Annotated in this window: 21 protein-coding genes and 3 pseudogenes; 2 read left to right on the plus strand and 22 right to left on the minus strand. The window is 40.9% G+C overall.

Annotation, left to right across the window (positions count from 1 at the left end; all coding sequences use genetic code 11):
* Positions 1-24: 24 nt before the first annotated feature.
* The 5 genes from DXA60_RS04295 to hisS form a co-directional block, all read right to left on the minus strand.
* On the minus strand, positions 25-948 hold the full coding sequence (locus DXA60_RS04295) for a helix-turn-helix domain-containing protein (RefSeq protein WP_117919815.1): 924 nt from the start codon (positions 946-948) through the stop codon (positions 25-27).
* A gap of 10 nt (positions 949-958) precedes the next feature.
* Complete coding sequence (locus DXA60_RS04300; protein ID WP_117919817.1) at positions 959-2,146, minus strand: glycoside hydrolase family 88 protein; 1,188 nt, start codon at positions 2,144-2,146, stop codon at positions 959-961.
* Positions 2,118-4,430, minus strand: coding sequence for a family 78 glycoside hydrolase catalytic domain (locus tag DXA60_RS04305; protein ID WP_243006751.1), 2,313 nt, complete (start codon positions 4,428-4,430; stop codon positions 2,118-2,120). The genes DXA60_RS04300 and DXA60_RS04305 overlap by 29 nt, the downstream gene beginning before the upstream one ends.
* Before the next feature lie 72 nt (positions 4,431-4,502).
* Positions 4,503-6,296 (minus strand): aspartate--tRNA ligase, encoded by a 1,794-nt coding sequence (gene aspS / locus DXA60_RS04310; RefSeq protein ID WP_117919821.1) that lies wholly within the window; start codon positions 6,294-6,296, stop codon positions 4,503-4,505.
* A 77-nt stretch (positions 6,297-6,373) separates the two neighbouring features.
* Complete coding sequence (gene hisS, locus DXA60_RS04315) at positions 6,374-7,624, minus strand: histidine--tRNA ligase (RefSeq protein WP_015521227.1); 1,251 nt, start codon at positions 7,622-7,624, stop codon at positions 6,374-6,376.
* Between the two features lie 198 nt (positions 7,625-7,822).
* Here hisS and DXA60_RS19710 point away from each other — a divergent pair, with 198 nt between their 5' ends.
* On the plus strand, positions 7,823-8,074 hold the full coding sequence (locus DXA60_RS19710) for a helix-turn-helix domain-containing protein (protein WP_334294386.1): 252 nt from the start codon (positions 7,823-7,825) through the stop codon (positions 8,072-8,074).
* 215 nt (positions 8,075-8,289) lie between these two features.
* Here DXA60_RS19710 and DXA60_RS04325 read toward each other — a convergent pair whose 3' ends face one another.
* The 8 genes and pseudogenes from DXA60_RS04325 to DXA60_RS04360 form a co-directional block, all read right to left on the minus strand.
* Complete coding sequence (locus tag DXA60_RS04325) at positions 8,290-9,090, minus strand: AraC family transcriptional regulator (protein ID WP_117919823.1); 801 nt, start codon at positions 9,088-9,090, stop codon at positions 8,290-8,292.
* Positions 9,091-9,353: 263 nt separating this feature from the next.
* Positions 9,354-10,678, minus strand: a pseudogene (locus tag DXA60_RS04330) (MFS transporter).
* Positions 10,679-10,846: 168 nt separating this feature from the next.
* Positions 10,847-11,527 (minus strand): annotated as a pseudogene (locus DXA60_RS04335) (beta-galactosidase small subunit); the annotation flags it as partial.
* A gap of 23 nt (positions 11,528-11,550) precedes the next feature.
* Positions 11,551-12,704 (minus strand): annotated as a pseudogene (locus DXA60_RS19715) (IS91 family transposase).
* On the minus strand, positions 12,697-13,545 hold the full coding sequence (locus DXA60_RS04345; protein ID WP_117919825.1) for a tyrosine-type recombinase/integrase: 849 nt from the start codon (positions 13,543-13,545) through the stop codon (positions 12,697-12,699). The pseudogene DXA60_RS19715 and the gene DXA60_RS04345 overlap by 8 nt, the downstream one beginning before the upstream one ends.
* A 358-nt stretch (positions 13,546-13,903) precedes the next feature.
* Positions 13,904-15,718 carry an ATP-dependent zinc metalloprotease FtsH gene (gene ftsH, locus DXA60_RS04350; RefSeq protein WP_015559639.1) on the minus strand — a complete coding sequence of 605 codons (1,815 nt, stop codon included), beginning with the start codon at positions 15,716-15,718 and terminating at the stop codon, positions 13,904-13,906.
* A gap of 50 nt (positions 15,719-15,768) precedes the next feature.
* The gene (bsh, locus tag DXA60_RS04355; RefSeq protein WP_117919827.1) at positions 15,769-16,758 is read right to left on the minus strand and encodes a choloylglycine hydrolase; all 990 of its coding nucleotides are present in this window, start codon (positions 16,756-16,758) and stop codon (positions 15,769-15,771) included.
* Positions 16,759-16,779: 21 nt separating this feature from the next.
* Positions 16,780-16,971 carry a hypothetical protein gene (locus DXA60_RS04360; RefSeq protein WP_117919828.1) on the minus strand — a complete coding sequence of 64 codons (192 nt, stop codon included), beginning with the start codon at positions 16,969-16,971 and terminating at the stop codon, positions 16,780-16,782.
* 151 nt (positions 16,972-17,122) lie between these two features.
* Here DXA60_RS04360 and DXA60_RS04365 point away from each other — a divergent pair, with 151 nt between their 5' ends.
* Positions 17,123-17,461: a hypothetical protein gene (locus tag DXA60_RS04365; protein ID WP_007887600.1), complete on the plus strand. Its 339-nt coding sequence runs from the start codon at positions 17,123-17,125 to the stop codon at positions 17,459-17,461.
* A 207-nt stretch (positions 17,462-17,668) separates the two neighbouring features.
* On the opposite strand, the gene DXA60_RS04370 is transcribed toward DXA60_RS04365, so the two are convergent.
* The 9 genes from DXA60_RS04370 to DXA60_RS04410 form a co-directional block, all read right to left on the minus strand.
* A complete protein-coding gene (locus DXA60_RS04370; RefSeq protein ID WP_117919830.1) occupies positions 17,669-18,241 on the minus strand; it encodes a CDP-alcohol phosphatidyltransferase family protein in 573 nt (190 codons plus the stop codon).
* Positions 18,231-19,295 carry an FUSC family protein gene (locus tag DXA60_RS04375; protein ID WP_006858452.1) on the minus strand — a complete coding sequence of 355 codons (1,065 nt, stop codon included), beginning with the start codon at positions 19,293-19,295 and terminating at the stop codon, positions 18,231-18,233. Before DXA60_RS04375 ends, DXA60_RS04370 begins: the two co-directional genes overlap by 11 nt.
* A 31-nt stretch (positions 19,296-19,326) precedes the next feature.
* Positions 19,327-20,370 carry a HAMP domain-containing sensor histidine kinase gene (locus tag DXA60_RS04380; RefSeq protein ID WP_117919832.1) on the minus strand — a complete coding sequence of 348 codons (1,044 nt, stop codon included), beginning with the start codon at positions 20,368-20,370 and terminating at the stop codon, positions 19,327-19,329.
* The gene (locus DXA60_RS04385) at positions 20,370-21,041 is read right to left on the minus strand and encodes a response regulator transcription factor (protein WP_117919834.1); all 672 of its coding nucleotides are present in this window, start codon (positions 21,039-21,041) and stop codon (positions 20,370-20,372) included. Before DXA60_RS04385 ends, DXA60_RS04380 begins: the two co-directional genes overlap by 1 nt.
* 18 nt (positions 21,042-21,059) lie before the next feature.
* Positions 21,060-22,493, minus strand: coding sequence for a phospholipase D family protein (locus DXA60_RS04390; RefSeq protein ID WP_117919836.1), 1,434 nt, complete (start codon positions 22,491-22,493; stop codon positions 21,060-21,062).
* 175 nt (positions 22,494-22,668) lie between these two features.
* Complete coding sequence (locus tag DXA60_RS04395) at positions 22,669-23,094, minus strand: MarR family winged helix-turn-helix transcriptional regulator (RefSeq protein ID WP_117919838.1); 426 nt, start codon at positions 23,092-23,094, stop codon at positions 22,669-22,671.
* 1 nt (position 23,095) lies between these two features.
* Positions 23,096-24,460: a citrate/2-methylcitrate synthase gene (locus tag DXA60_RS04400; RefSeq protein WP_172679323.1), complete on the minus strand. Its 1,365-nt coding sequence runs from the start codon at positions 24,458-24,460 to the stop codon at positions 23,096-23,098.
* A gap of 254 nt (positions 24,461-24,714) precedes the next feature.
* Entirely contained in the window at positions 24,715-26,274 is a 1,560-nt protein-coding gene (cls, locus tag DXA60_RS04405) for a cardiolipin synthase (RefSeq protein ID WP_014080824.1), read from the minus strand.
* 35 nt (positions 26,275-26,309) lie between these two features.
* Complete coding sequence (locus DXA60_RS04410) at positions 26,310-26,990, minus strand: GTP pyrophosphokinase (protein WP_117525961.1); 681 nt, start codon at positions 26,988-26,990, stop codon at positions 26,310-26,312.

Below are 26,990 nucleotides of genomic sequence, written 5' to 3' on the forward strand. Positions count from 1 at the left end.
CACATTTTGTCTTTTAGCGACTTTTCATGATTTATTTTTTGACAGGGAATCTGCGTAGGCGCGCGGTGACATCCCGACATTGCGCTTAAACACTTTGCTGAAATAATATTCATCCGGGTAGCCGACCTTCTGGCCTATCACCCCGGTATGCATCGTCGTCTGCGCGATCAGACGCTTGGCATGTTCCATGCGGACTGCCGTCAGATACTGGAAAATGGTCTGTCCGGTTACGCGCTTAAAGATGCGGTTCATGTAATCAAAATTGCCGTCAAACTCCTCCTCTAGCCGCTCCCCCGAAATGTCTGCCGCATAAGACGCATTCAGCCATTCCTGTATTTTCTGGACTTTATAATAGCTTTCCGGGAACCCGCCTGCAGTCCTTTCGCGTTCCGCTGTCGCAAAACAGCGCGCGATCTCGATCAACGCCTCCTGTATCCGGCAGGCACAGAGAATCTTGTGATTCTCAAACGTGCTGTAATCCTCCGCGATCGCCTGTTTGATCAGCTCATCAATGTGGATCTGATCGGTGATTTTTTTGATATGCCAGTATTTCGGCAGCCAGATCTTGCTCTCATCATAACTTCCATAAGGCTCACACGACTCCTTTGCCATCGCCTTTCTCCGGCGTTCAAACTGCTGCCTGGCGACTTCCTCTTCTTTTGCATCGATCAGTTCCATCTCCCCATGCATGAAATGTACATAATAATAATTGCAGGTCGTCGCCTTTGTTCCCTCATGCGTGCGATCCTTATCCAGCAGACAGACATCCCCCGGCTTTAAGATCAGAGGCTTTCCGTCCTCAAGCAGATGCATCTCCCCGTGCCGGATAAAATATAAGATCTGTTCTCCCGCCCTGCGTTTCCTGTGGACATAAGGCGGTCTTATCTCTGTCTCATCCACAAAATTTACCTTCGGGAGCATCTGCGCATTTATCCTGTAAAATTCCATCTCTTCCCCTTTACCAGTAGATCTGCCAGTCTTTCTGCAGCCTCGTCAGCGCCTCCATGTAAAAATAATCGCCCCAGCTATTGCACTCATCCACACCGCACGGATTGCAGGTATTATACGGCGAACGGTTCGAATATGTGCTGTGCAGTACGATCCCGTTGGATTTTTCAAAATCTTTTACCGCATAGTTCCGGTATACAGAACCAATAAATTTTTCCGCAAGATCCCGGTAAAATGCCGCCTCCTCATCATATAAGTATTTTGCCATCTCAAGCATTCCGCACGCTGCAATGGAGGCGGAGGAAGAATCCCTCGGCTGTGCATCACCATCCGAAAACTCCAGATCCCAGTACGGTACGAGATCTTTCGGCAGATGCTCTATATAATATTTACTGACACCACGGAAAATATATTTGTATTCCTCTCTTTTTGTATAGCGGTATGCGAGTGCCGTTCCGTAAATTCCCCACGCCTGGCCTCTCGCCCAGGCAGAACCGTCCCGGTAGCCCTGACAGGTTGCCCCGTGATCCGGATTTCCAGTTACCGGATCAAAGAAAAATGTATGCCAGGTCGAAAAGTCCGGGCGGATCACATTTTCAAGTGTGGTATGTACATGCCGGTCAGCGATCTGACGGTAACTCTCATCTCCCGTTTCCTGTGACGCCCAGTAAAGCAGCGGTACGTTGAGCAGACAGTCTATGATCAGCCTGTAATTTTCCGGCTCTCCCATAGCGCCCCACGCCTGGATAAATTCTCCCTTTTCCTGAAAACGGCTCTTTAACTGGTCTGCCGCAAGGAGCGCCGCTCTTTTTCCCGTCCCGGAACCGGTCAGCTTATAACCTGCGACACAGGATGGTGTATACAAAAATCCCATATCATGATGATCCACACAGATCTTCTGCTCGATCCGGTGCAGGAAATCCTGCATCTGGATCTCTGCCGCCTTTAACAGAACGTCCCCCCCGCCATATTCATAGGCAAGCCAGATCTCCCCCGTCCAGAATCCCGTCGTCCACTCCACGTTGTCGATTGGACGGTAAAATCCATTTTCACTGTATGCATTCTGAAATTTTGTCGTAAATTCCGGCAGAACACGCTTTACCTGCATGCAGGCAGATGCCAGCGCATCCTCGCGCTCCTCTTTTGTAATCGGCATAACGCCTTTTAAATTATTCTTTGTCTTCTCTGATAACTGCATATTCTTCCCCCATTTTCTTTTCAACAATGATTTTTTTCCCTTTCACCGGTACACAGAGCCGAAACTCCCTGATTTTCTCCGGGATGTGCGGTGTCCAGTAATATCCATCCTTCTCTGCCGCATCGATATGTACCCCCGCGATCTCCTCGATCAAAATCGGGACCGGTGCAGATGCCCAGGGGTGGCACAGGCTGGTATTCCATTTCTGGTCTTTCCCCCATGCCTCAAAACAGGTCGTTGCACCCTCGCGCAGCATGTTGACCCATCCGTGTTCCCCCTCATTAACCAGCAGCTCATACACCGTATCGTACTGTCCGCGTTCTGCAAACACACGCAGTACAAAATAACTCAGCATCACGCCGCAGGAAAATCCCTTCTGTTCCATAAATGTCAGTATTTTCTGTTCATCCGCTTTGGGAAGTAAATGAAAGTACATCGCATAAACATTCGAATGCAGTGCCGCGTGGCTGCTCGTCTCGCTGTCCGCTAAAATTCCTGTCTTTTCTCGGTAAAAAGCGTTCCGGTATGCTTTTTTAATTTCTTTCGTCTGATACGGCATTTCCCTTCCACAGATCTCTGCCAGCGTATTCTGTGTCTCCATCGCCCCGATGTAGAGTGCATTGATCACATTATGGCAGCCTGGCGCCACCACAGGTCTCGTCAGTGGAAAATCATATCCATCCCGCAGATTTTCCGGCCAGTCCACAAGATTCCATTTGTCAGCGACCTGCTCTAACAGACCGTCCTCCCTCGCATACTGCGAAAAATGTTTTAAAATCCCATCTGCGATTCCATAATAACGGTCCACCGTCTCTTTCTCCCCGGTAAAACGATAATACAGCAAAAGGAGCTGCGAATACAACAGTGAAAAATCTGCGATCTCCTGCATCAGGCCGCCCGGCGCAACCGCAAGCAGTCCCGGACAGACTCTCGCTGTCTGTGCGAACTGATTGATGCATTTCAACAGCATATCCGTCTTTCCAGTCAAAAGTATCTGCGCGTGCGCCGTCACGACCGCATCCCCTAAGTACTGACCTTTTTCCCTTGTCGGGCAGTCCACATAATTCTCCTGTGTTCCAAGCCGCACCGTATTTTTACAGATCCGAAAAATATTTTCCAATGTTTTCTCCTCTGTCTTTAACTCACACAGTGACTCACCCATCGGATAATGCCTTACCAGAAAACGGATATCTGACAGTTTAACGCCCCCGTCCGGCACGATCTTAATATACCGGAATCCCTTGTAATCATACGGATCAAACTCACATCTGCCATCCGCCAGCGTCCAGATTTCTCTGTAACAGCAGTTGCACCGCATGTCATAGCGCACACTGCCCTTCCCGTCCAGTTCCTCCCCGTAAAACAACTTCACCTGATCGCCGTCTTTCCCCTCCGCGGTGAGCAGGATCATGCCTGTGATCTCCTCGCCCGCATCCAGAAGCATCGAACCATCAGGATCTTGTCTTATCACGGACGGTGTGATCTGATGTATGTGACCGTTATGATCTGCACACTTGTGCTCTAGCTTTGCCGGTTCCAATGGCTGTACGGCATCAGAGTGCAGCTTTGTCGGTTCTAGTGGATGCTCATTACCAGCGTGCAGCTTTATAGTCCCCAACTGATATTCCATGTAAGAGAGCATCTCCGTCGGCTGCTTCGTCAGCGTGTAATCTGCCCACACCGCCGGAACGGGTTTCTCCCAGCCGTCCGCATCAAACCCGGTATTTTTCCACCCATACGGGTATTTCCGGCTGTCAAAATTTTCTAAAAACTGTGTCTCGTATCCGACTGTCTCTCCCTCATAACAGTCCGTTTTCAAAAAGCAAAAAGAAACCGGTATCTCCTTTCCCTTTTCATCCCACAGCTCCGCCGCAAAGGCAAAACGCAGATCCCCGCTGTTCCACACACGGTTCACAAGTCCCTGATAATACAGATGGAGTGCCAACACATGCTCCCCGGCAGCAAGTGTCCCCAGTTCCAAAACATTGTAATAATACTTCGTATGATATGCCGCGGCAGGTCCTTCCCCCATAAACGCTCCATCCAGATATGCCTTATAATGGTCATCGGCTGTGATCTTACAGAAAATCTTCTGTGCACGCTCTAAAGTAAAATACCCGCGCACAAACACATGGACATTCTGAAATTCTGCCGTTTTCCTGCCTTCAACAGACGGCTGTACCTGTTCCTTATGAAACAGATTAAGAGGCACAGCATCAGCAAACTCCGGTATGGTGAGCCATCTGGCATCCCATGACTCATTTTTCTTAACTTCCTCTCCCATATTTTCCCCCATAATATATTTTCCAATAAGTAAGCAAAAACAGGACGTCCTACGACGCCCTGTCATTTTTATTTATTCTTCTGATACTTCCTCAACTTCAAGTCCCAGTTCTTCCAACTGTTTTTTATCCACGATACCAGGTGCCTGTGTCATCAGACAGGATGCGTCTTTTACCTTCGGGAATGCAATGACATCACGGATAGAATCTGCGTGTACCATATGCATGACCAGACGGTCAAGTCCATATGCTAATCCTGCGTGTGGCGGAACACCGTATTTGAATGCATCTAACAGGAATCCGAACTGCTCATGTGCGCGCTCTTTCGTAAAGCCGAGCACCTCAAACATCTTCTCCTGAATATCATCCTGATGGATACGCACGGAACCACCGCCAAGCTCTGTACCGTTTAATACGATATCATATGCCTTTGCACGGACACTGCCCGGATCAGAATCGATCTTATCCCAGTCCTCTTCCATCGGCATGGTAAATGGATGATGCATTGCCATAAAACGGTTTTCCTCATCAGACCACTCTAACAGCGGGAATTCTGTTACCCATAAGAAATTGTACTGGTTTGGATCGAGCAGATCTAACTCTTTTGCAAGTTCAAGACGAAGTGCACCAAGTACGTTCCATACGATCTTGTTTTTGTCTGCTGCAAATAATAATAAGTCTCCCGGCTCTCCCTGCATTGCAGATACAAGTGCCTTTAACTCATCCTCTGTCATGAATTTTGCAAAGGAAGATTTATAGGTGCCATCCTCGTTCACTGCAAGGTAAGCAAGTCCTTTTGCACCGTAGCCTTTTGCAAATTCCACCAGTTTGTCGATCTTTTTACGCGGCATGCCGGCTTGTCCCTTTGCGTTGATACCGCGGACAGAACCACCGTTTTCAAGCGCTCCTGTAAATACAGAAAATCCGCATCCCTCTACGACTTTGGATACATCACAAAGCTCCATGCCAAAACGTGTATCCGGCTTATCGGAACCGAAACGATCCATTGCTTCCTGCCATGGCATTCTTGGCAGTGGAAGTGTCACATCCACACCGATTGCTTCTTTAAAGATATATTTGAGCAGTCTCTCGTTGACATCAAGTACATCCTCTACATCTACGAATGCAAGCTCCATATCTGCCTGTGTAAATTCAGGCTGACGGTCTGCACGCAGATCCTCATCACGGAAGCATCTTGCGATCTGGAAATAACGGTCATAGCCAGAGCACATTAAAAGCTGTTTGTAAAGCTGCGGTGACTGCGGCAGTGCATAAAAATGTCCCGGATGAACACGGCTTGGTACTAAATAATCTCTTGCACCTTCCGGTGTTGACTTACATAACATTGGAGTCTCGATCTCAAGAAATCCCTCTTTTGCCATAAAGTCACGCATCAGATAAGCTACTTTACTGCGGAGCATCAGGTTTTTCTGGATATCCGGTCTGCGCAGGTCTAAGTAACGGTATTTTAAACGGACTTCGTCTTTTGTCTGGCTGTTCTCCTCGATCTGGAATGGAGGTGTCTCTGCTTCAGATAAAATACGGATATCCGTTGCGATCACTTCGATATCACCGGTCTTTAACGCCTCGTTCACCGCTGCGGAACGTTTTTCCACTTTTCCGGTTACAGCGATCACGAACTCACTTCTTAAACGCTCTGCCTTCTCATATCCCTCTTTACCAACGCTCTCCTCGTTAAATACGAGCTGCAAGATACCGGAACGGTCTCTTAAATCGATAAAGATCAGACTTCCTAAATTTCTTCTCTTCTGTACCCATCCCATGACGGTTACAGTCTCACCGATGTTCTGATTTGAAACCTCGGTACATCTATGGCTTCTGTGTAAGCCTTTCATTGATTCTGCCATTACTGCAATCCTCTTTCCTTTTTACTTATTAAAAAACTCAATGATCTCAAAGAGATCATTCACTCTGTCAATGAACTTTATTTATTGAAAAACTCAATGATTTCTTTATATCCCTCGGCGTCTAATTTTTCCTTCTGGAATTTTTTATTCTTATTCATACGAACAACAAGCACCTGTTTGCCTGCAGCACGTTCTTCCTGTGCTTTTCCGATGATCTCGCCAAGTTTCTCTGCCGGGCATCCCTTTTCGATCAGGTATGCAACTTTCGGGCGCTGGGTCGGTACGGTAAATCCGCTCTCCATCAGAAGAAGGATGATACGCTCAAATCCGATGGAAAATCCACATGCCGGCACATCCTGTCCGGTAAATTTACCAACCATCTTGTCGTAACGTCCACCGCCGCCGCAGGCTGCGCCAAGCTCCGGCATGGAGATCTCAAAAATGGTTCCGGTATAGTAGCTCATACCACGAACCAAAGTCGGATCAAATACCATTTTAAAGGAAGCCGCCTTTGCCCCCTCCACGGTATCGATGATCTCTAAAAGATTGCGCTCCACCTCAGGATCTAAATATCCCTCCAAGGTCTTTGCAAGGTATTTGATGCCGTTTTCTGCTTCCTCAACACCTTTAAAAAGTGCAAGGTATTTCTCGATCGACTCTTTTGCATAACCCTCTTTTTCAAGTTCCTCTGCCACACCGTCAAGTCCGATCTTGTCCATTTTATCTAAAATAATAAATACGGTATCAAAATCTTCCTCTGCAAATCCACTGTATGCCGCCATCGCTTTTAAGATACGGCGCTCATTGATGCGGATCTCAAAATTCTTAAATCCGAGTTTACCGATCGTGGTTGTGGTTGCTAAGATCAGCTCGATCTCTGCAAGATTCGTCGGCTCTCCGATGATATCGATATCGCACTGCATAAACTGACGGTAGCGTCCACGCTGCGGACGGTCAGCTCTCCAGACATTTCCCATCTGGATTGCCTTAAACGGAGACGGAAGATCATTTGCATTATTTGAATAAAAACGAACCAACGGAACGGTCAGATCATAACGCATACCAAAATCAACTAAATCCGCTTCTTCTTTTGCTTCAGCGACTTTCAACTTTTCGCCGCGCTTCATTACCTTAAAAATCAGTTTTTCATTTTCTCCACCCTGCTTATTGCTCAGGTTTGCAATATTTTCCATGCAAGGTGTCTCGATCGGTGTAAAACCGAAACTGCGGTAAGTCTCTTTGATGACTTGCTGCACATAATCCCGGATCTGCATCTCTTCCGGTAAAATATCTTTCATGCCGTTGACCGGCTTTTTACTTAATGCCATAAAATTTCCTCCATCTTATGCCTAATATCCTTTGCCTATTATACGTTTCACGGTTGTATACGTCAAGAACTGTCCTGTGTACAGTACAAAAAATCTTATTTTTATGTTACTTCAATGTCATTTCGTTAAGTTACAGGGTTAGCCCCTAACTGGTTGTCTAATCCAAATTTTTTCAAAAAAGTTACCAAAATTGAAGAGTTGTCAAAACAGTACCTGATGAACACCACTACTTTGAAATCCGTTTTCAAAGCAGTCTATGGAATGCCCATCGCTTCTTACATGAAAGAATACCGTATGAAGTTGGCATCGAATATGCTGTTGCAGGAAGATAAATCTATTTCGGAACTTGCCGCCGCTGTGGGATATAAAAGCCAAAGTAAATTTACATCGGCCTTCCGAGATATATTTCAGATATTACCTACTGCATATCAGAAACTGTATCATAATTAATAATTTTGATACAAAACTGCACCCACAATATCCCTGAGTGCAGTTTTGTATCAATCAATATTCTAATGTTTCTCCATTAAGTGGAATATCCGGAACAAGTATCCTATACAAATGCACTTGCAAACGCTTGAAATTATAGGATTTAAGGAGTCTGTGAAGAAATCAAATACATAGCACTGTAAAATCAAAGTAAATATTTCGATCAACAGAACCTTTTATGACAACATCTCTTTCACACAAGTACTTCGATAATCACTTGGTGATATTTTATATCTTTCTTTAAATACTCGGTTAAACGTTCTCTGACTTTCAAATCCACTATCCAGACAAATATTTGTAATAGAATCACTCGTATTTTCCAAACGATGGCATGCATAGTTCAGCCTTGCATCGTTAAGATATTGATTAAAGTTTCTATGGAATGTCTTGGAAAAGAGTCTGGATAAAACATATTTGCTCACGCCCAGGTCTTTTGCCATCTCTTCCAACGAAAACTTCTTCTTGAAATTTGCTGATATATAGGAAACTGTCTGGTAAATAAGATTGTTGCTCCCCACACTGCTCTTTTCTACCAAATTTAATTTTCCTATGCAGCGTGCCAACACAATTTGAAGATATGCCTGTGTAACAGTAATATCCGACTGTTCTGTCTCTAAAATTGCATTTATAACCCTATATACCTCCGGTTCAACCTTTTCCGCTTTGATGATTGGGTATTCAGGAGCCATGGATTGCATGATATCTGCAAATTTGGCTATCGCAAATGGCGATGCAATCAGATAAGTCGCTTTATTTACACCGGGTGTCAGTACCTGATAGTGATGAATAACATCTGGAAATACAAAGCCTATATCTCCTTTTTCCATATGGTATAGTTCCTGTCCGACACCAAGTTCTAATGATCCACTTGTTACACAAACGATCTCCAGTGCATTATGAAGATGTGGTTCAATATGTTTTGACTTCCTATTTATTGCTATAATCTCCTCTTTTGTGTCAACATATTTTAACTGCATGAAATACTCCCCTTTGCAACATTTGTCTATATCTTCTTTCGATTTGGCAAGCAATCCTTTTACACCTATCTTATAATCAACTTGTAAATAAGGAAAGGAGGAATTGCAAATGAGCAACCTAAAAAAATATCTGAATGACCTTTTAGTATTCTACACTGAATATTTTGAGCATCCTTACCATGTATAAATACTAAAAGGACTATTTATAGAAAAAAGCACTGTCTCATCGAGCAACGACCAGACAACGCTTTCTCCTGTCAATTCTAATTTATGTCTGATGCATCTGTTACTTCATCTGCAGCAATTCCTTTTTCTGCTTTCAGTTTTTTATTTGCATCTTCTACATTCATTCTTGAAAGTACAAACATAATCAATACATCAAAGATTAACGGAAGCCAAAGATACATGAACTGCATCATATCAAGTGCAGACTGTGGCTGAGTTGCATTTGTTCCGACATATCCACTGAACTCAAGCATCCATCCAACAACAGCGGTTCCAATACCTCCACCGATTTTTACACCAAGAGAAGTACAAGAGTACATCGTTCCGTCAATTCTCTTTCCCTGCGTAAGATAAGTGTATTCAGAGCAAGATGCGATAACTGCATTCATATCTCCCTGCCATGGTCCCTGACCTAAGGCTGCAAGAGCTGTAAATGCCATCATCAGCGGAACACTGCCCATATATCCGGCAACAACAACAAGTGCTCTACCGATGACTGCTAAGACGTAACCTCTTAAGTTCAGTTTATACATACCTTTCCACTTACCAACTAATGTCGGTGTGAAAATCAGGGCAATGATCAGTGGAATATTTACTGCCCATGCAAATTGTCCAAACAAATTCTTATTTTTCAGTACCCATGTCATGTAATAAATGCCGGCTCCAATCATGGCACCATATAACTGCTGTAAAATATATGTTCCACAAATCATCATGTAATATTTGTTTTTGACAAGAAGCTTGAATGCCTGTACTATTCCATACTTTTCATTATCATTCTTTACTTCTCCTTCATTAAGTTCTTCCTCCGGAAGTTCCTTAACAGAAAGTGCTGAAATCGTATTTACGACCAGACCAATGATTGCATAGATAATAGCAACCGTTCTCCATGCCGCAGCATCTCCACCACATTTATCTACAAATCCAACTGTAATCGCCTGAATCAGAAGACTTGTTGAAAATGCAAAAATAAAACGGTAAGATCCCATCTGTACACGCTCTTTGCTGTTCTTTGTAATCAGTGACGTAAGTGCTGAATAAGCAATATTGTTTGCTGTATAAAACACACTATTTAACAGTGTATAAGAAATAAAGAACCATACATATTTAGCCGTTGTTCCCAAACTCACCGGTACTGCAAAGCAACCGACCAGCGTAATGGCACAACCAATATATCCGTAAAACCATCAAATAGTTTTGATACGGCAATCAGGGTACCCACGACACCTGCAGCAAGTCCTACCGAGTCCGTCAGATAGACCATCATAAAAGATGTCAGGAACGCATAGACTACATTACCTGCAATATCACCTGATCCGTATCCAATTTTGTTATACCATTTCAAATACTTTTTTTCTTCCATCGAATTTCTTTGCTCCTCATCTTCATCGCACTTAGAATCTCAATATGGCTAACCGTATGATATCCAATTCTGTTTTTTTTCTCTGATTTTGTCTGATTGCTCTGTATATCCGGACTTTACATTACAATCAGACTCTCTTTCCTTGTTTACGGGTTACATGAAACTTTATTATCCCTTTACATACGGTATCAGTGTAAACTGGAACCGGAATAATACATCATCAAATCGGTACTGATCCAATACAACTGGGCCACAACTATTAGAACCAATGCCATTTAATGCGTAGTCAACACAGAATACTACACTATCTGATTCTATTAATTCATAATTATGCGTTTTCTTCTCAAGTTCTTCCTGTGTATAATAAGAAGCATTGAATGAAAATGCCTTTTCTGCGGATGCCACAATTCCATATCGGCTGTTGTTAAGCTCTACATATTCACAATCATAATGGCTTCCATTTTCCTGTGGACGGATATAGTCCTCATGTAAATCCCCTACATCTGCCCGGTACAAACCGTGGCTCGCAGCCTGATGTTTATCACAATAACTTTCCTGTGGTCCCATTCCAAAGTATCTTACAGCTGAAAGTTTTTTATCCAGGAACATCCTCACACCAAATCTCGGAAGATCTGGGAATTCATCGTCTTTTGTTACTGCAATATCTGCATCAATCTTTCCAGCAGCTTCTATTTTCCATGTAATCGTCACATCAAGAATCTTCTGTACTGTCTCTGCCACAACGGAAGCATGGCTTGTAATCTTCACACCATGTTTTCCCTGCACAACCTCTGTCGTATAGGCTCTTGTGTAAGCCTTATCATAGTGGGCTTTCTTCCATTCAGACTTTTGAAAGTATTAGATGTTGCTCTTTAGCAGCGCAGTGGCATTCTCATCTGTGGCTTTCCGAGACGCCCACCACATGCCTTACACACACAAACTTTGATGCCATAAAGATGTTCCAATATTTCAGGCATTTCCATGTCACGAAGCTTTGAAAGATACTTCTTACATCCAAGTAAATTTCTGCAAAGGGTGAGCTTCTGGCTTTTAGTACGGGAACATAGCAGTCCGTAGTGCCTGATGCGGACAAAACGCCTTGGTGGTACATGCATGAGAAACCGCCGGACAAACTCTACACCCGAAATGGTCAGTTCCTTCCACTGTCCCTCATTACGGTAATCCTTTACTAAGAATGTAACTGTATCATCATCCATACGGACGGTGCGATGATTGCTGACGGCAATGCGATGAGTATACTTACCAAGGTATTTCATTACTGTTTGAGCACCATTGAATGTCTTTTTACAATGAGGAATCCAGTCCATACCATAACAGGAATCTAAAAGCTCCTTGAACGTATAATGGTTACGAAATTTTTCTGCAGTACCATGAAATACCAGCTTATCCTCTTCCCACAGCCTCTTTAGTTCCTCCAGATATTTTCCGCGGAACACTTTGGAGATGACCCGGATGGGAAGAAAGAAATTTTCACCATTGTCCTTCCACTGGTTGTTGGAAGCCAGTCCTCCACCCAGCAGGATGGCATGAATGTGGGGATGAAAGTTCATTTCAGAACCCCATGTATGTAAAATGCAGATGTATCCCACCTTTGCGCCGAGATGTTTTGGGTCGGCGCAGTCAGTTCGCTGATTGTGGAAGAAGCTGCATGGTATAAGGCATCATAAAGAAGTCTCTGGTTGCTGTAAATGACAGGGTTTAAAATATCAGGAACCGTAAAAACCAGATGGAAATAAGGAGCATCAAGGATATCCTCTCTGCGTGCATCCATCCACATTTCTTTCGGAACAGCCTGACACATGGGGCAGCAACGGTTACGGCAGGAATTGTAATGAATCTGTACGAAGCCACAATCCTCACATACACATACATTTGCACCATAAGCACCGGTCTTGCAGTTCATGATGTTATGTGCAACCTTTGCCTGTACAGGGGAAGGTGAATATTGATCAAGGTATGCCGGATAAAAACGATGAAAAATATCCTGTACTGTGGGCTTATCCATTGGCTGTACCATCCTTTCTGTCAAAAGGACTGCGGATGCCCATAAGGGATTTGTTGCTGACATGAAGATAAACTTCTGTGAATTTCGGATCGCGGTGTCCAAGCAATGCCTGAATATTCCGCTGTTCCACTCCCTGCTCCATAAGGTGGGTGGCAAAGCTGTGACGGAGGCAGTGAGGAGTAACACCGGATAACCCGGCAGCCAATGCAGAACGTCGGATAACCTGTTCCAGTGTACTTACGGTAAGATACTGCCCTGTAAACTGATTCGGAAACAGAATGCCCTTTGGTCTGCCTTTCCGGAACCAGTATTCCGTAAGAAGTGCAAGGTTTCTTTCAGACAGAATGGTATAACGGTCCATCCGGTTCTTGGTATCCCGGACATGAATCTGCATGTTTGTGCGGGAAATATCATCATAATGAAGATGAATCACTTCCGAGACACGCATTCCGGAAGAATACATTGTGGCGAACATGGCTTTATATTTCAGGTCATCCGTAGCATCAAGAAGCCGGTCAATTTCATCAGTAGAAAGTACGGTTGGGAGTTTGTGCTCTATTATCATGCGTGGAACAGTGATATCATCCCACAGAACGTGAAGTACATTCCGATAGAAAAAACGGATGGCTGAATTATAAAGGTTGAGGGTGGTCGCTTTCAGACCATCGTCCTTCTTGGCAAGAAGAAAGTCCCTGACATCCTGACAGGTAAACTCTTCCGGGTGCTTTTCCATGTAATTAAGGAAATAAGAAACATAGTTTTTGTAGCAGTTAATGGAACGCTCTTTAAGGTTACGGATTTTTCCGGCTTCCTCAAGCTGTAATAAATATTTTTCGTACATAATAATTTCTCCATGTAAAGTCAGTAATTTCGGGTATCACTGCTTACATGGAGGTGCATTGGAATAATAAAACCGCTTGCTAAAAGAACGGTTAGGTGTTAATCTTTTCATAGGCAGTGGTAATGTCGATCCTGTTTGATTGTTGGTTGTGGTGACTTAACAATACTACTATTAGGACTTGGTTTCCACTGCTTTTTTATTTAGGAAAAGAAAAACTGCGCCACAGCCTTGGCAGGCCATCGCGCAGCGATTTTGTTCAATGAGAATTTGTCCGCTCCTTTATATAAAATAATTCCATTTTTCAGAACTACTAACTATTTTTCTTATCTAAATGACATTGATTATCTAATTAACTACATTATTTTCTGTCTAAAATATCCATAAATTCGTCACCTGTAATCGTTTCCTTCTCATACAGGTACATAGCCAGTTCGTCCAGTTTTTCCCTGTTTTCAGCAAGGATTTTTCTTGCTTTTTCATGCTCTGCTTTTACGAGCTGCACGACTTTTTCATCAATTTCCTTCTGTGTATCTGCAGAACAGGAAAGAGACGTATCGCCGCCAAGATACTGGTTGGTCACGTTTTCCATTGCCACCATGTCGAATTCATCTGTCATGCCGTAGCGGGTGATCATCGCTCTTGCAATTTTTGTTGCCTGTTCGATATCATTGGAGGCTCCGGTCGTGATCTCACCAAATACGATCTCCTCTGCCGCACGTCCGCCTGTAAATGTAGCAATCTTATTCTCAAGTTCTTTTTTCGTCATCAGATATTTATCACCCTGCTCAACCTGCATAGTGTAGCCGAGTGCACCTGAGGTACGCGGGATGATCGTAATCTTCTGGACCGGAGCTGAATGACTCTGTAATGCAGCTACCAGAGCGTGTCCTATCTCATGATATGCAACAACCTTCTTCTCTTGATCTGAAAGAACCGCATTCTTCTTCTGATATCCTGCAATAACCACTTCTATACTTTCTTCGAGATCAGATTCATTTACAACGGTCCTTCCACTACGGACAGCACGTAATGCTGCTTCATTTATAATATTGGCAAGCTCCGCACCGGATGCCCCCGATGCCATACGTGCAATCGTATGCAGGTCAACATCATCAGATGCTTTTATCTTCTTTGCATGAACCTTTAAAATTGCTTCACGGCCTGCAAGATCCGGCAGTTCAACCGGCACACGTCTGTCAAAACGTCCCGGACGTGTAAGTGCCGGATCTAACGACTCCGGACGGTTCGTTGCAGCAAGAATGATGACACCATTATTTCCTTCAAATCCGTCCATCTCTGTAAGAAGCTGGTTTAAGGTCTGCTCCCTCTCATCATTTCCGCCCATTTGTCCGTCACGCTTTTTACCAATGGCATCAATTTCATCAATAAACACGATACATGGTGCCTTTTCCTTTGCCTGTCCGAAAAGATCTCGAACTTTGGAAGCTCCCATACCGACAAACATCTCAACAAATTCTGATCCGGACATTGAGAAAAATGGTACATTTGATTCACCCGCCACTGCTTTTGCAAGCATTGTTTTGCCGGTTCCCGGAGGTCCTACAAGAAGGACACCTTTTGGCATAGACGCACCTACATCGGTATACTTCTTCGGATTGTGAAGATAATCAACAATCTCTGAAAGGTTTTCTTTCGCCTCATCTTCTCCTGCAACGTCTGAAAAACGGATTCCCTCACTGGATTGCACATAAATCTTCGCATTGCTTTTTCCCATTCCAAAAGCCATCGAATTTTTTCCTCCGGCATGCTCCATCAGTTTCTTCGCCATATAATTTCCCAGTGCGATAAAAAGAATCAATGGCAAAACCCCGGTCAGCAGGAAGCTGATGATTGGTGACATCTGCTTATCGATATCTTTTGCGAATACTGCTCCACATTCATATAGCCTGTCCGTCAGGTTCGGATCGTTCATCAGACCTGTTTTATAAATATTTTTTTGATCTTTATCTGTAAAGATGATCTGATTGTCCTCAACTTCCACTTCACCAATATTCTTCTTCTCGATCATGCTCATAAAAGTGCCATAATCCGTTTCCTTCACCTGATGCTCCATAAGGATTGGTGTGACAACCAGATTAAATACGATCAGCACTATTAACACAATCCCATAATAATATGCCAGTGGTTTTTTCGGTGTTTTAACTTCTTTCATGGTCTTTCCTCCTGTTGTTCTGCGATATGCTTTCTCCGTGCATTTTCGTATTATTTATTCTGCCATCTGACTTCGCCCTTGGACAGAAGCGGATAACAGATCAGCTGATCTGAATCCAGATTTTCCGCATGCATGTCAACCGCTGTGATCTGATGATTATCATAAGTCGTATAATAATAAATACCTTTTGCTGTATTACAACAGGACGTGTATATCGTGATCTCATATTTGCCTTCTGTCACCTCACAGCATCCACGCTGCTGATCTACGGATCCTAAGATATGGAAGAACTGGCTTACACTCTCATCCTCTTCTTCACCGGAGATCGAATTTAATTTTGTAAAGGCAACTTTCACAAATCTTGACTGGCTGGAAAGATCTCCAGGTATTCCCATTCCCCCCATTCCTCTGCTATATGCATCAAGCTGTAATACTCCTGCAAAAGTACTCTCCGGCTGTTTTCTGGATACTCCGGCATAATTATTCAGTGCAAAGATCTGACCCGGGAATGGTGGATTATTGGTAAGCACTCCTACCGGATTATCATATACATGCAGCCCATCCTTCATAGACTCAACAACGATACAGGAGTCTTTGTCTGCAATGATCCAGTGAAGCTGTGCTGTCGGCAGCTGTTCACTGAATGCTGTGCCTGTCAGTCTCATTGCTGCCAGCTTCTCTCTCGCCTCGGCTACAGTAGCACACTGTGTAAGGATCCATGGGATGAACTCGAACTGTGCCACCTGGCTGACTTCTGTTTCATCTTCCGGCAAAGCCTCTTCATATGCCGCATTGCCGACAAAATTAAGACCTGCCACTCCAAGGCCTTTTTCATTAACAGCATCATAATAAAGCGGATAACCTCCTGCAACAAATGCCATTCCGATCAAAGCATAATGGCTTTTTATCTTCCCGGCAAACCGGAAATCAAATTCGTAATTTCTTGGCGTTATCGTGATCTGTTCCCCATAGGAAAATTCATAATCAAGCGTTCTGCCCATATAAAAATCTTTTGTTTTGTAAGTTGCTGCTGTACACATATCGAACACCTCTTCTTTCTGCTATAATAGTCCTGCAAACAATCTCATAAACACCTGTCCGAGCCGTAAATATGCACTCCGTCCTGTGCGGTACTTTTCGGTCACTTCCCTGCATTCATTCATGATTGCTCCCAGATCATCTCTTATATCTAAAACTGTCTGACTATCCGCCATAAAACAACCATTTTCAAAGTGGTGATAAAGCAATGCCATTCAGTTAAGCATCATTTTAGTGGTTTTCTGTCATAGAAAGCCACTGTTTTTATGCCTAAAAACTTTAAAAATATTACAAAAAACAGTTGACAAGTAAGCCAATATATGTTGCGTAAGCCTTGATTATAAACATATTTCAAGGAGGCTCATTATGGCTGATTTTTTCTTATCTAATTTAAAATCCACACTCGACAACTGCATCACAGAACTCGATGAAATTCACTCCATGTTCTGCCGTAATCCGGAAAGTGATTTTACCAGGAACCGCAAACTTTCTTTCCGCGAGTATATTCAGTTTATGCTCCAGATGCAGAGTAAATCCGTTTCAAATGCAGTAAACATATGCAGGGCATATCTCAAACACGATGGTAACGAAACAGAGTCCATGCTTCTCATACAAAAGTATCTGACACCTGTCAAGTACAATCGAAAATATCCTATCCACCTCCGTCCAAAGAGAAATAGGGATTTCATGTATCGGGTTGCATAAATCTCGTTACCATTATACTGCATTATAAGGCAGATAAGCAATCTGTCTTTTTGTCATAAAAAACCTTATCTAAATGACATTGAATGATTTATTTTCTATCTAAAATTTTATTAAACCGACTAAAGACTCCATAGTTTGTGTGTTTGACTTACTGTTTATATCTATCTTCTCCTAAATATTTTTCTAGTCATTGCAATATAAAATTGCTTATACAGTCTCTCCCTTAAGCGTCCTGGTATTCTGGATAATATACAGAGCGACCGATATGACCATCATTATAGCGCACAAACCAATCAACAGATCTGATACCATCGGTGTAATTTGGAACCATATAATATGCACCGCTGCAGTTCCATATAATAAAAATGTTACTATCTTTCCATGCCAGTCTGCACCATGTACTTTTCCTGTCTTTCGTATCACAAGACATCCACTGACTACCATATACAGCTCCTTACCTGCCATTATTACGATTAAAAGAAGCATATGCGGAAAACGAGTAAACAGACAGATTAACATCGCTGCCTGTGTCAGCTTATCAGCCACCGGATCAAGTATTTTTCCTAAATTACTAATCCTATGGAATCTTCTTGCGATATATCCATCAGCAAGATCCGTAAGACCAGACAGCAATAAGATTTCACCAGCTAACAGAGGATTTTTCTTTACACAATAACTCCATATAATTACCGGAATCAGACAAAGCCGAAATAAAGAAAGAAAATTAGGAACCGTAATAATTCTATTCAAATTTTCTTCCTGATTCACTTCACTCTGCATGTACGGTCACATCACTTTCCTTTTTTTTAGACATAAACCAATAAAATATAACACAAAATGCTAAAGCAAACACAACACCAAAAACATTTTGAATCACTCTAAGACTAACCGCTCCTTGTAGTCCATAAGTCTCTGCAGCAATGGCTAAAGCACCAAATGTGTTAAATACTGCCTGCCAGCCATATTGTGCTGAAAATCCTACACCGATTCCACCAAGAATTCCTATATATGCATAGATTGACGAAGGAAGCAGAAAATATAATACTGTAAAACATATAACACCTGCAATATTTCCGACAATCCTTTTACGGACTCTGTAGTGCATATCTTCCATAAACGGCAAAATCGCGGACATGGCCGCAATACCAGCCCACATTGCGCGTGGCATATTACAAAGTTCTGCAATGCAAAGGACGATCGGTACGCATAAAATCTGACATATCTGCCATTTTGTTCTGGAAGAAGTGATATCAAATTCTTGTATCAGATCTTTCAGATTTCTTTTATAAGTTCTGTTTTTATGATTTCGATAAAATACGAAGCAGGTAAGTGCTGCACCTAAAGCCATTCCGACTAATCGCATCTGATAGCTTTTTCCCGTAACATCATAACCATATAGCAGCAGATACCCAAGAACCAATGTAGATTGATTAAACATGAATGGATTATGGCATCCGAACAGAATCAACACAGCCAGTGCCGCAATATTTAACAGCATTCCCAATACCGGTGAAAACTGATTTGCTAAATGCGGACATACAGTCATAATTACAAAGAACAAAGCCAAAAGCATCGTAGATTGTCCGGTGTGGATCCCCAGATCCGCATTCCGAAATACCATAAGGCATAATAAAACTACTACACCCACAATACTATTCTCATTTCCAAATAAGATACTGAAAATAGTAACAAATAAAAAACAAAATGCCATTGTAACAGCTATCTTTACCAAATATACCAGTATATGATATGATTTTTCTTTCACTGTTTCACTCTTTTTCAACAGATTTTTAGAACCTGCCTGATTTAACTGCAATTCCTGATAAAATGTCATGTAATTCCTCCTCTATCTGTTTTTCTTAAACTTATATGGTCTCATCTTTCTGTATTGGAAGCTCTACAACAAATCTGCATCCACCATATTCCCGGTTTTCTGCCTTGATTGTCCCGCCAGCACTATCTACGATCCGTTTCACAAGTGCAAGGCCGAGACCATTTCCTTCTGCTTTGTGAGAACCGTCTGCCTGATAAAATTTATCAAATATTCTGGTTTTCACATCATCCTCTATTCCCGGTCCTTCATCTTCCAGAATAAACATTACAGAATCCTTTTCCTGCTTCAGAAACATCATAATTGTCCCCTTTGCAGGACTGAACTTAATCGCATTATCTAAAAGATTCATCCATATATGCATAAAAAGTCCTTCATTCCCAGTATATTTAACTTCCTCCAGCTCTACCTGGAAACCAATTTCTTTTTCTGTCCATTTTGTCTCCAGGGAAAGAAATGCCTGACGGATCTGTTCATCCAGACGATATTCTGTTTTTTTCATTGGTATGTTCTGATTCTCTAACCTGGATAACAGCAAAATATTTCCAACCAATCCGGAAAGCCTTTGGGTATTAAACAGGATTTTTTCTACATATTCCTCTTGCTCCTGAGACAGTTCTTCTCCCTGAAGAAGCATTGTATACCCTTCAATGGCATTAATCGGGGTCTTAAACTCATGAGAAACATTAGATACAAAATCCATCTGCAGCACCTCTGTTGCACGAAGCTCTTTTGTCATCACATTAAAACTTTGATAAGATTCTCCAACTTCTGCTATACGGCTGTTCGTTTCCAAATGCTGTTCAAAATCTCCCCGAGAAACTTCCTTCATTGCTTTACTAAGTCTGGTAATTGGTTCCAGCAACTTTGCATTAATAAAGGAAGTGATCAGCCCTGCAATCAATGTATTGAAAATCAAAAGCCAGCCAAGCACAGGTATGCTGCCCGGCAGATTAAAAAAATGATTCAAAAAAGCAAATAATAAAGCAGATATGACTGTTGAAAATACAAGTGCCAGCCAGATTGCACCAGTCAGACAGGATCGGATCCGCAATCCTTTTTCTTTCTTTTGTTCCATTATTTTTTCACCACCTTGTATCCAATTCCACGCATTGTCACGATTTCAAAATCAGAGTTATCTTTAAAACGATCTCTGATTCTTCCTATATGTACCTCTATCGTATGTGAGTCTGCCTCCGTCTCGTATCCCCATACTTCATCCATCAACTGTTGTTTTGTAAATGTTCTGCCTGGCGAAGCTGCAAGCTTATATAAAAGCAGGAATTCTTTTTTAGGCAAAACAAGACTTTCCTTATCAGTTGTAACTGTCATTGCATCATAATCAAACTCTGTTGAACCGATCACAATTTTGTGTTCATTCAGTATCTGTGCACGGCGAAGCAGTGCTCCGACTCTTAAAACCATTTCATTCACATTTACCGGTTTTACCATATAATCGTCACTTCCCGAAAGAAATCCCTGGCGCATATCATCAAAGGAACCTTTCGCAGTGATCATAAGCACTGGTATCTGATATCCTGCTGAACGAAGTTCTGACACCAGTTCATAGCCATCCATAACCGGCATCATAATATCAGAAATGATCAGATCAATATATTCCTTATCCAATACTTCTAATGCCTGTGCTCCATCCGATGCACTTTTGACTTGATATCCATTCTTCTCAAGCACTTTTTGGAATAGCTGGCTTAATTCTTTATCATCTTCTACAATCAATATTTGAAACACGTTTTCCTTCCTCCTTAATTAAAACAAATACCTTGCCCATCCAAGCAGATGCTGTACCAAAAATATTTTTCTCTGACGTTTCTTTGTTAATTCGATTGGCTCTACATGATATGGATCATTATAAGTTCCGCCTTCTAATATCTGGCGGGACACTTTTTCATACTCCATCATGCCCTCTTCCAACTGTTTATTAATATCTTTACTGCGAATTACAAGCATCAGTTCCGTATCCAGATATGCACTTCTCATGTCCATATTAAAGGAACCGATTACAGACAGATCATCGTCAATCAGAATACTTTTTCCGTGGTATGAATAACCGCCTTCATATTCCCAGATATTAATTCCTGTACTTAAGATTCTATTTCTGTTTTTCGCATAATCGGCAGACCCAAATGGATTCCCATTATTCGCAACTGAATTTGTCATGATAGAAAAATCTGAAACGTTCTCTGCAATCTCCTCCCATGTATTATACATCATATCATTACAGATAATATATGGCGTGTGGATCTTCACACGATTTTTTGCATTTTTCATCAATTCTCCCAACTGATACCACACTACTGGTTCTTTGGAACCTGTGTGAATAGGATTTGACACTAATGTAATCTTTTCTGTCTCAAAAGTTTCGTCCGTATAATCGGTCTCGCAGATTCTTTCCTTATTCTCTTCAAAATATTTCTGATAGCTGTTCTGCAGCTCTAAAACTGCGTTCTTTACAGATTTTCTATTTGCCAGTTTTTTATTGTTATGAAAATAACCACTGTCTTCCTGATTCCATATGGTTTCAAAATACTCTGACAACTGGTTAACTGAATTTTCTTTCTCAGGTTCATCGCAAACCACTAACACGTCTCTGTCATAGTTCTTATGTCCCGGAAAATCACCCAGGAAATAATTGTATGTATTTCTTCCCCCAAGAATATATCTCTTTCCATCTGCAATCAAATATTTATCATGCATTCTACCCATCATTTTCCACGGTTTCAACGGATTGGCCTTATTATACAGTTTAATTTCAACATTCTCATGGGAAGATAATCCATAGAAATACGGATTTCCTTCCATATCAATCCAACTCTCCATTCCATCTACTAACAGACGAATATGTACACCTCTGTCTGCCGCATCATGCAGTGCTCCTAAAATCAATTTTCCACTTTCATCGGATTGAAATGCAAAAGTAGAAAGAATAATTTCCTTTTTTGCATTCTTGATCAAACGCACTCTTTGTAAAAGCGCTTCTGGATTCTTTTCTATGATTACTGCCCGTTCTGTATTTTCACTGCATTCGTTCCATGACCCATTTTTTGTTTCTTTTTTGGTTGTATTGGACACTTCCGGCTGCTTTTTATATGCAACGCAGATTCCGAGCAATTCATAAAAAGCCATACATAAAAAAATTGCCAGTATAACAAGAAGGATTTTACATATTTTATACTTTTTCATTGTACATCACCTGATTCCTTTTTATTTCATACTGATACAATACAAAGTCAATCTCAATTTAACCTCAACAAAATTTATTTTTCATAAAAAAATATGACAGGCTTCTTTTTAAAGAAACAGTCATATTTTTATTCTAATATATGAAGGAGCTTTTCTTACTCCGTTGTATTAATCACTATTTTATTTCTTCCATAAGCTGTCGGATTTTTCTCAATGTACACCGTGTAACTGCCAGGTCATCTTCTTGTATATTCGATATGATTTTTTCATAAGCTTCTATCATTTTTTGTTTCTGACAATTACTTAATTCAATTGCCTTGTTCGTCAAAACAAGGTATGTTCTTTCTTTTTTTTCATCTAATTTCCAGATAATATATCCTTTATTTTCAAGACTTTTTACCATCTTAGATGTTTCTGGAATCGATAATTTCATGTATTCTGCCACTTCTGAAAGATATACTCCTTCATGACAGTCTGATTTTTCAACACATTCCTTTATACTATAAAGAAACAAATAATCTGTTCTTTCAACAAATTCAAATATACTTTCAACATTGATGCTCTTTAAAAAAAACTCCTCTGCACTGGTTCCTGCTCCCATATTATCGTTCCTCTCTTTCTATATATTCTTTTTTGCTGACTAGACTCTTATATGCCGGGCGAATGATCTTATCTGTAGTTATCAATTCTTCCAGGCGATGTGCACTCCAACCAGCAATTCTTGCTATCGCAAATAATGGCGTGTACAATTCTCTTGGAATATTCAACATGTCATACACAAAACCACTATAGAAATCTATATTAGGACTTACTCCTTTGAATATCTGACGCTGCTTTGCAATCAACTTAGGTGCAATCTTCTCAATATTGTTATAAAGGGTCATATCTTTCTCACGTCCTTTATCCCTTGCGAGTTGTTCTACAAAACCTTTGAACACCCTTTCTCTCGGATCTGAAATAGAATATACAGCATGTCCCATTCCATAAATAAGTCCTTTCTGATCAAACGCCTCTTTCTTCAAAATCTTACTCAGATATGATGCAATTTCCTCTTCGTCTTCATAATCTTTCACATGACTTTTAATATCATCCATCATATTCATTACCATCAGATTTGCACCGCCATGTTTTTTTCCTTTTAAGGATGACATTGCTGCTGAAATAACAGAATAAGTATCTGAACCTGAAGATGTTACTACCCGTGTAGTGAATGTAGAATTGTTACCACCACCATGTTCCATATGTAACAATAATGCTATATCCAGTACTCTTGCTTCCAGTTCTGTGAATTTTGTATCTGGTCTTAATAGGCGCAGGAAATTTTCAGCAATAGATAAATCTTTTTCAGGTCTATGAATATACATACTTTCGTTTTTTTCATAATGACAATAAGCATGGTATGCATATACTGCTAACATAGGAAATGCTGCGATCAACTGCATACTCTGCCTTAGCACGTTCGGAATTTCAAGACTTTCTTTCTCCTTATCGTAAGAGCCCAATGTAAGAATACTTCGAGTCATAGAACCCATAATATCTGATGTAGGTGCTTTCATAATGACATCTCTGGTAAAGTTAGTCGGTAGTTCCATACAATCAGATAGTCTTCCCTGAAATTCCATTAACTGTGTATCAGTTGGCAATTCTCCGAATAAAAGAAGATATGCTCCTTCTTCAAAGACAAACCTTTTTCCTTTACTTCCTGTTACTAAATCTTTTATATTATAACCACGATAAGATAACTCGCCATCACATGGACTCTTTACTCCATCACGATATTCAAAAGCTTTTATATCAGAAATATTTGTAAGCCCCGTCAACACACCTTGGCCTTTTTCATCTCGTAAGCCTCTTTTTACACCATACTCTGAATACAGATTCTTACTAATGCTATCATTTTGTTCACAAAAAATTGCTTGCTGTTTCATATAATTTTCCAAATTGCTCATTTGAATCGCTCCTTTCATTCTGTTACGAACTTACATACTATACTCAGATATTCTTGTTTCCAGAGCATTCAGCATTGTCTGTTCTTTTTCTTATTCTTATTCATTAGCAATACAATACAATGGAAAACTCAATTTAACCTCAACAAGGTTTGTTTTTTCATCCATGCAAAATCTTCTTTGTACAACAGACTGTTAGATATAGCAAAAACGGCCTTTCAAAAACAGTTAACTTCTAAATCAACTGTTTTTTGAAAGGTCGTTTCATCAGATTCTTATAGCAATCCAGCAAATAATCTCATAAATAATTGTCCCAGTCGCAAATATGCACTTCGTCCGGTTTGATATTGGTCTGTCACATCACGACATTCTCCCATCGTTCTTATCAGATCATTTTTTATTTCCACAACTGCCTGACAATCTGCCATAAAACAGCCGTTTTCAAAATGGTGATATAAACTTCGATAATCCAGATTAATTGTTCCACAAGTTGCCATACAGTCATCTGCCACACTCATTTTTGCATGACAGAAACCAGGAGTCCACTCATAAACACGAACACCATGTTTAACTAATCCATGATAAAAAGAACGCGTTATATTATAAATGAATTTTTTATCAGGGATACCAGGTGTGATAATTCTTACGTCTACCCCTCGCTTAGCAGCCAGACATAACGCATGCGTCATTTCATCTGTTATGATTAGATATGGAGTCATAAACCAACAGTATTTTTCAGCTTTATTTATCATACTGATATAAACTTCTTCTCCTACTTGCTCATTATCCATAGGGCTGTCTGCATAAGGTTGAACAAACCCAGTTTGCTGTGCCGCATAATCATAGTGGAAAAGGTATTTACTAAAATCAGAATCATTAGCATCCTTATCACTTACTGCATTCCACATTTCCAAAAATGTCACCGTAAGCGACTGAACAGCATCTCCTTCTAAACGAATACCTGTATCTTTCCACTGTCCATACGGGTGTGTGTAATTAAAATATTCGTTTGCTAGATTATATCCACCTGTAAATCCGACTTTTCCATCAATAACTGTTATTTTTCTATGATCACGATTGTTCAAAAACAGATTTAAACCTGGCATAAACGGATTGAATACACGGCAATGAATTCCTATTGCCTCCATCTTTTTCACAAAATCTGTGTTAATAAAGCCTATAGAACCCATATCATCGTAGAATACTCTAACTTCCACACCTGCTTTTACTCGCTCTTCCAGAACATCTTGAATCTTATGCCATGCTTCAGCGTCTTCTATCGCATGATATTCCATAAAGATAAACTTCTGTGCTTTCTCCAAATCCTTAAGCTGTGCCTCTAATCCTTTCACTGCTTCATCAAAATACACAATATCCGTATTCTGATAGATTGGATACTGCGAATTTCTTTGTATGTAACTTGCTATATTTCCTGCTTTCGGAATTGTTTCTTTTATTCTGCTCAAACACTCCTGACTGTCCGGAAGCATTGGTAACAATTTGCTATCAATTTCTGCATATCGCTCACGCATTTTATGTGTGCCACCATTCAAACCAATCAACAAATACAGGCCTACACCCATAATTGGGAAAATTAGAATTAAGATGACCCAAGGCATTTTCATAGAGGATGTCTTATTTGATGCGTACAATCCCAAAACCAAGATCCCACTCAAAATCCTTGTAAATAAATTTATGATTTCTGCATATTCATTCAAGCGTGTTACGATAGTAATAATAAAAATCACTTCCAGAAGAATGCAGATTATGGAAAAACACAGCCGTTTTACCCCATTTTTTGTTTTTGCTTTGCCCTCTAAAGTATCTTGTTTCATATATATTCCACCTTCCTATTTGCTCAGTTTTCTCCCTAAATTTCGTGGAACATACCAATTTTGTCTTTTATTCTCTGCATTTCATTATCTGCTTCAATGATAGCTCTTGCAGAATGAAGTAATTCTTCACTTATCTCATCATAGCCAGGCATTTCTTCAATTCCTTTTTTATAGCGAAGTTGATGTTCCAATGTTGCCCAGAAATCCATACCATTGGTTCGAATCTGTAATTCTACACGCATAGGTGTTTTACCCTTAGCAAAAAATACTGGTATTTCAACAATCATATGATAGCTTCGATAACCATTCGATTTTGGATTTTTTATATAATCTTTTATTTCAATAACTTTAATATCATCCTGTTGGGTAATCAAATCTGATATCATATAAATATCGTCAATAAACGCACAAACTATTCGAACGCCTGCTACATCATTGAGATATGTCTGTATATTTTCTGTTGTAAATTCATATCCCATCTTCTGCAGTTTATCGTAAATACTATTGGGCTGCTTAATTCTTGTTTTTATAAAAGAAATAGGATTTCGATTGTTCTCAACTGAAAATTCATCATCCAAAACCTCAAGTTTAGTTTGTATCTCCCGAATAGCACAACGATACATCATCATTAAATTATAAAATTTTGTAGCATTATTTAAAAACTGTAGTGATTCCGGACTAGCCATCCTGAGTTTTTTTACTTCATCTTTTGTCAT

This window comes from Roseburia sp. OF03-24 (assembly GCF_003463035.1).
In the GTDB taxonomy this organism is placed as follows: domain Bacteria; phylum Bacillota; class Clostridia; order Lachnospirales; family Lachnospiraceae; genus Roseburia; species Roseburia rectibacter.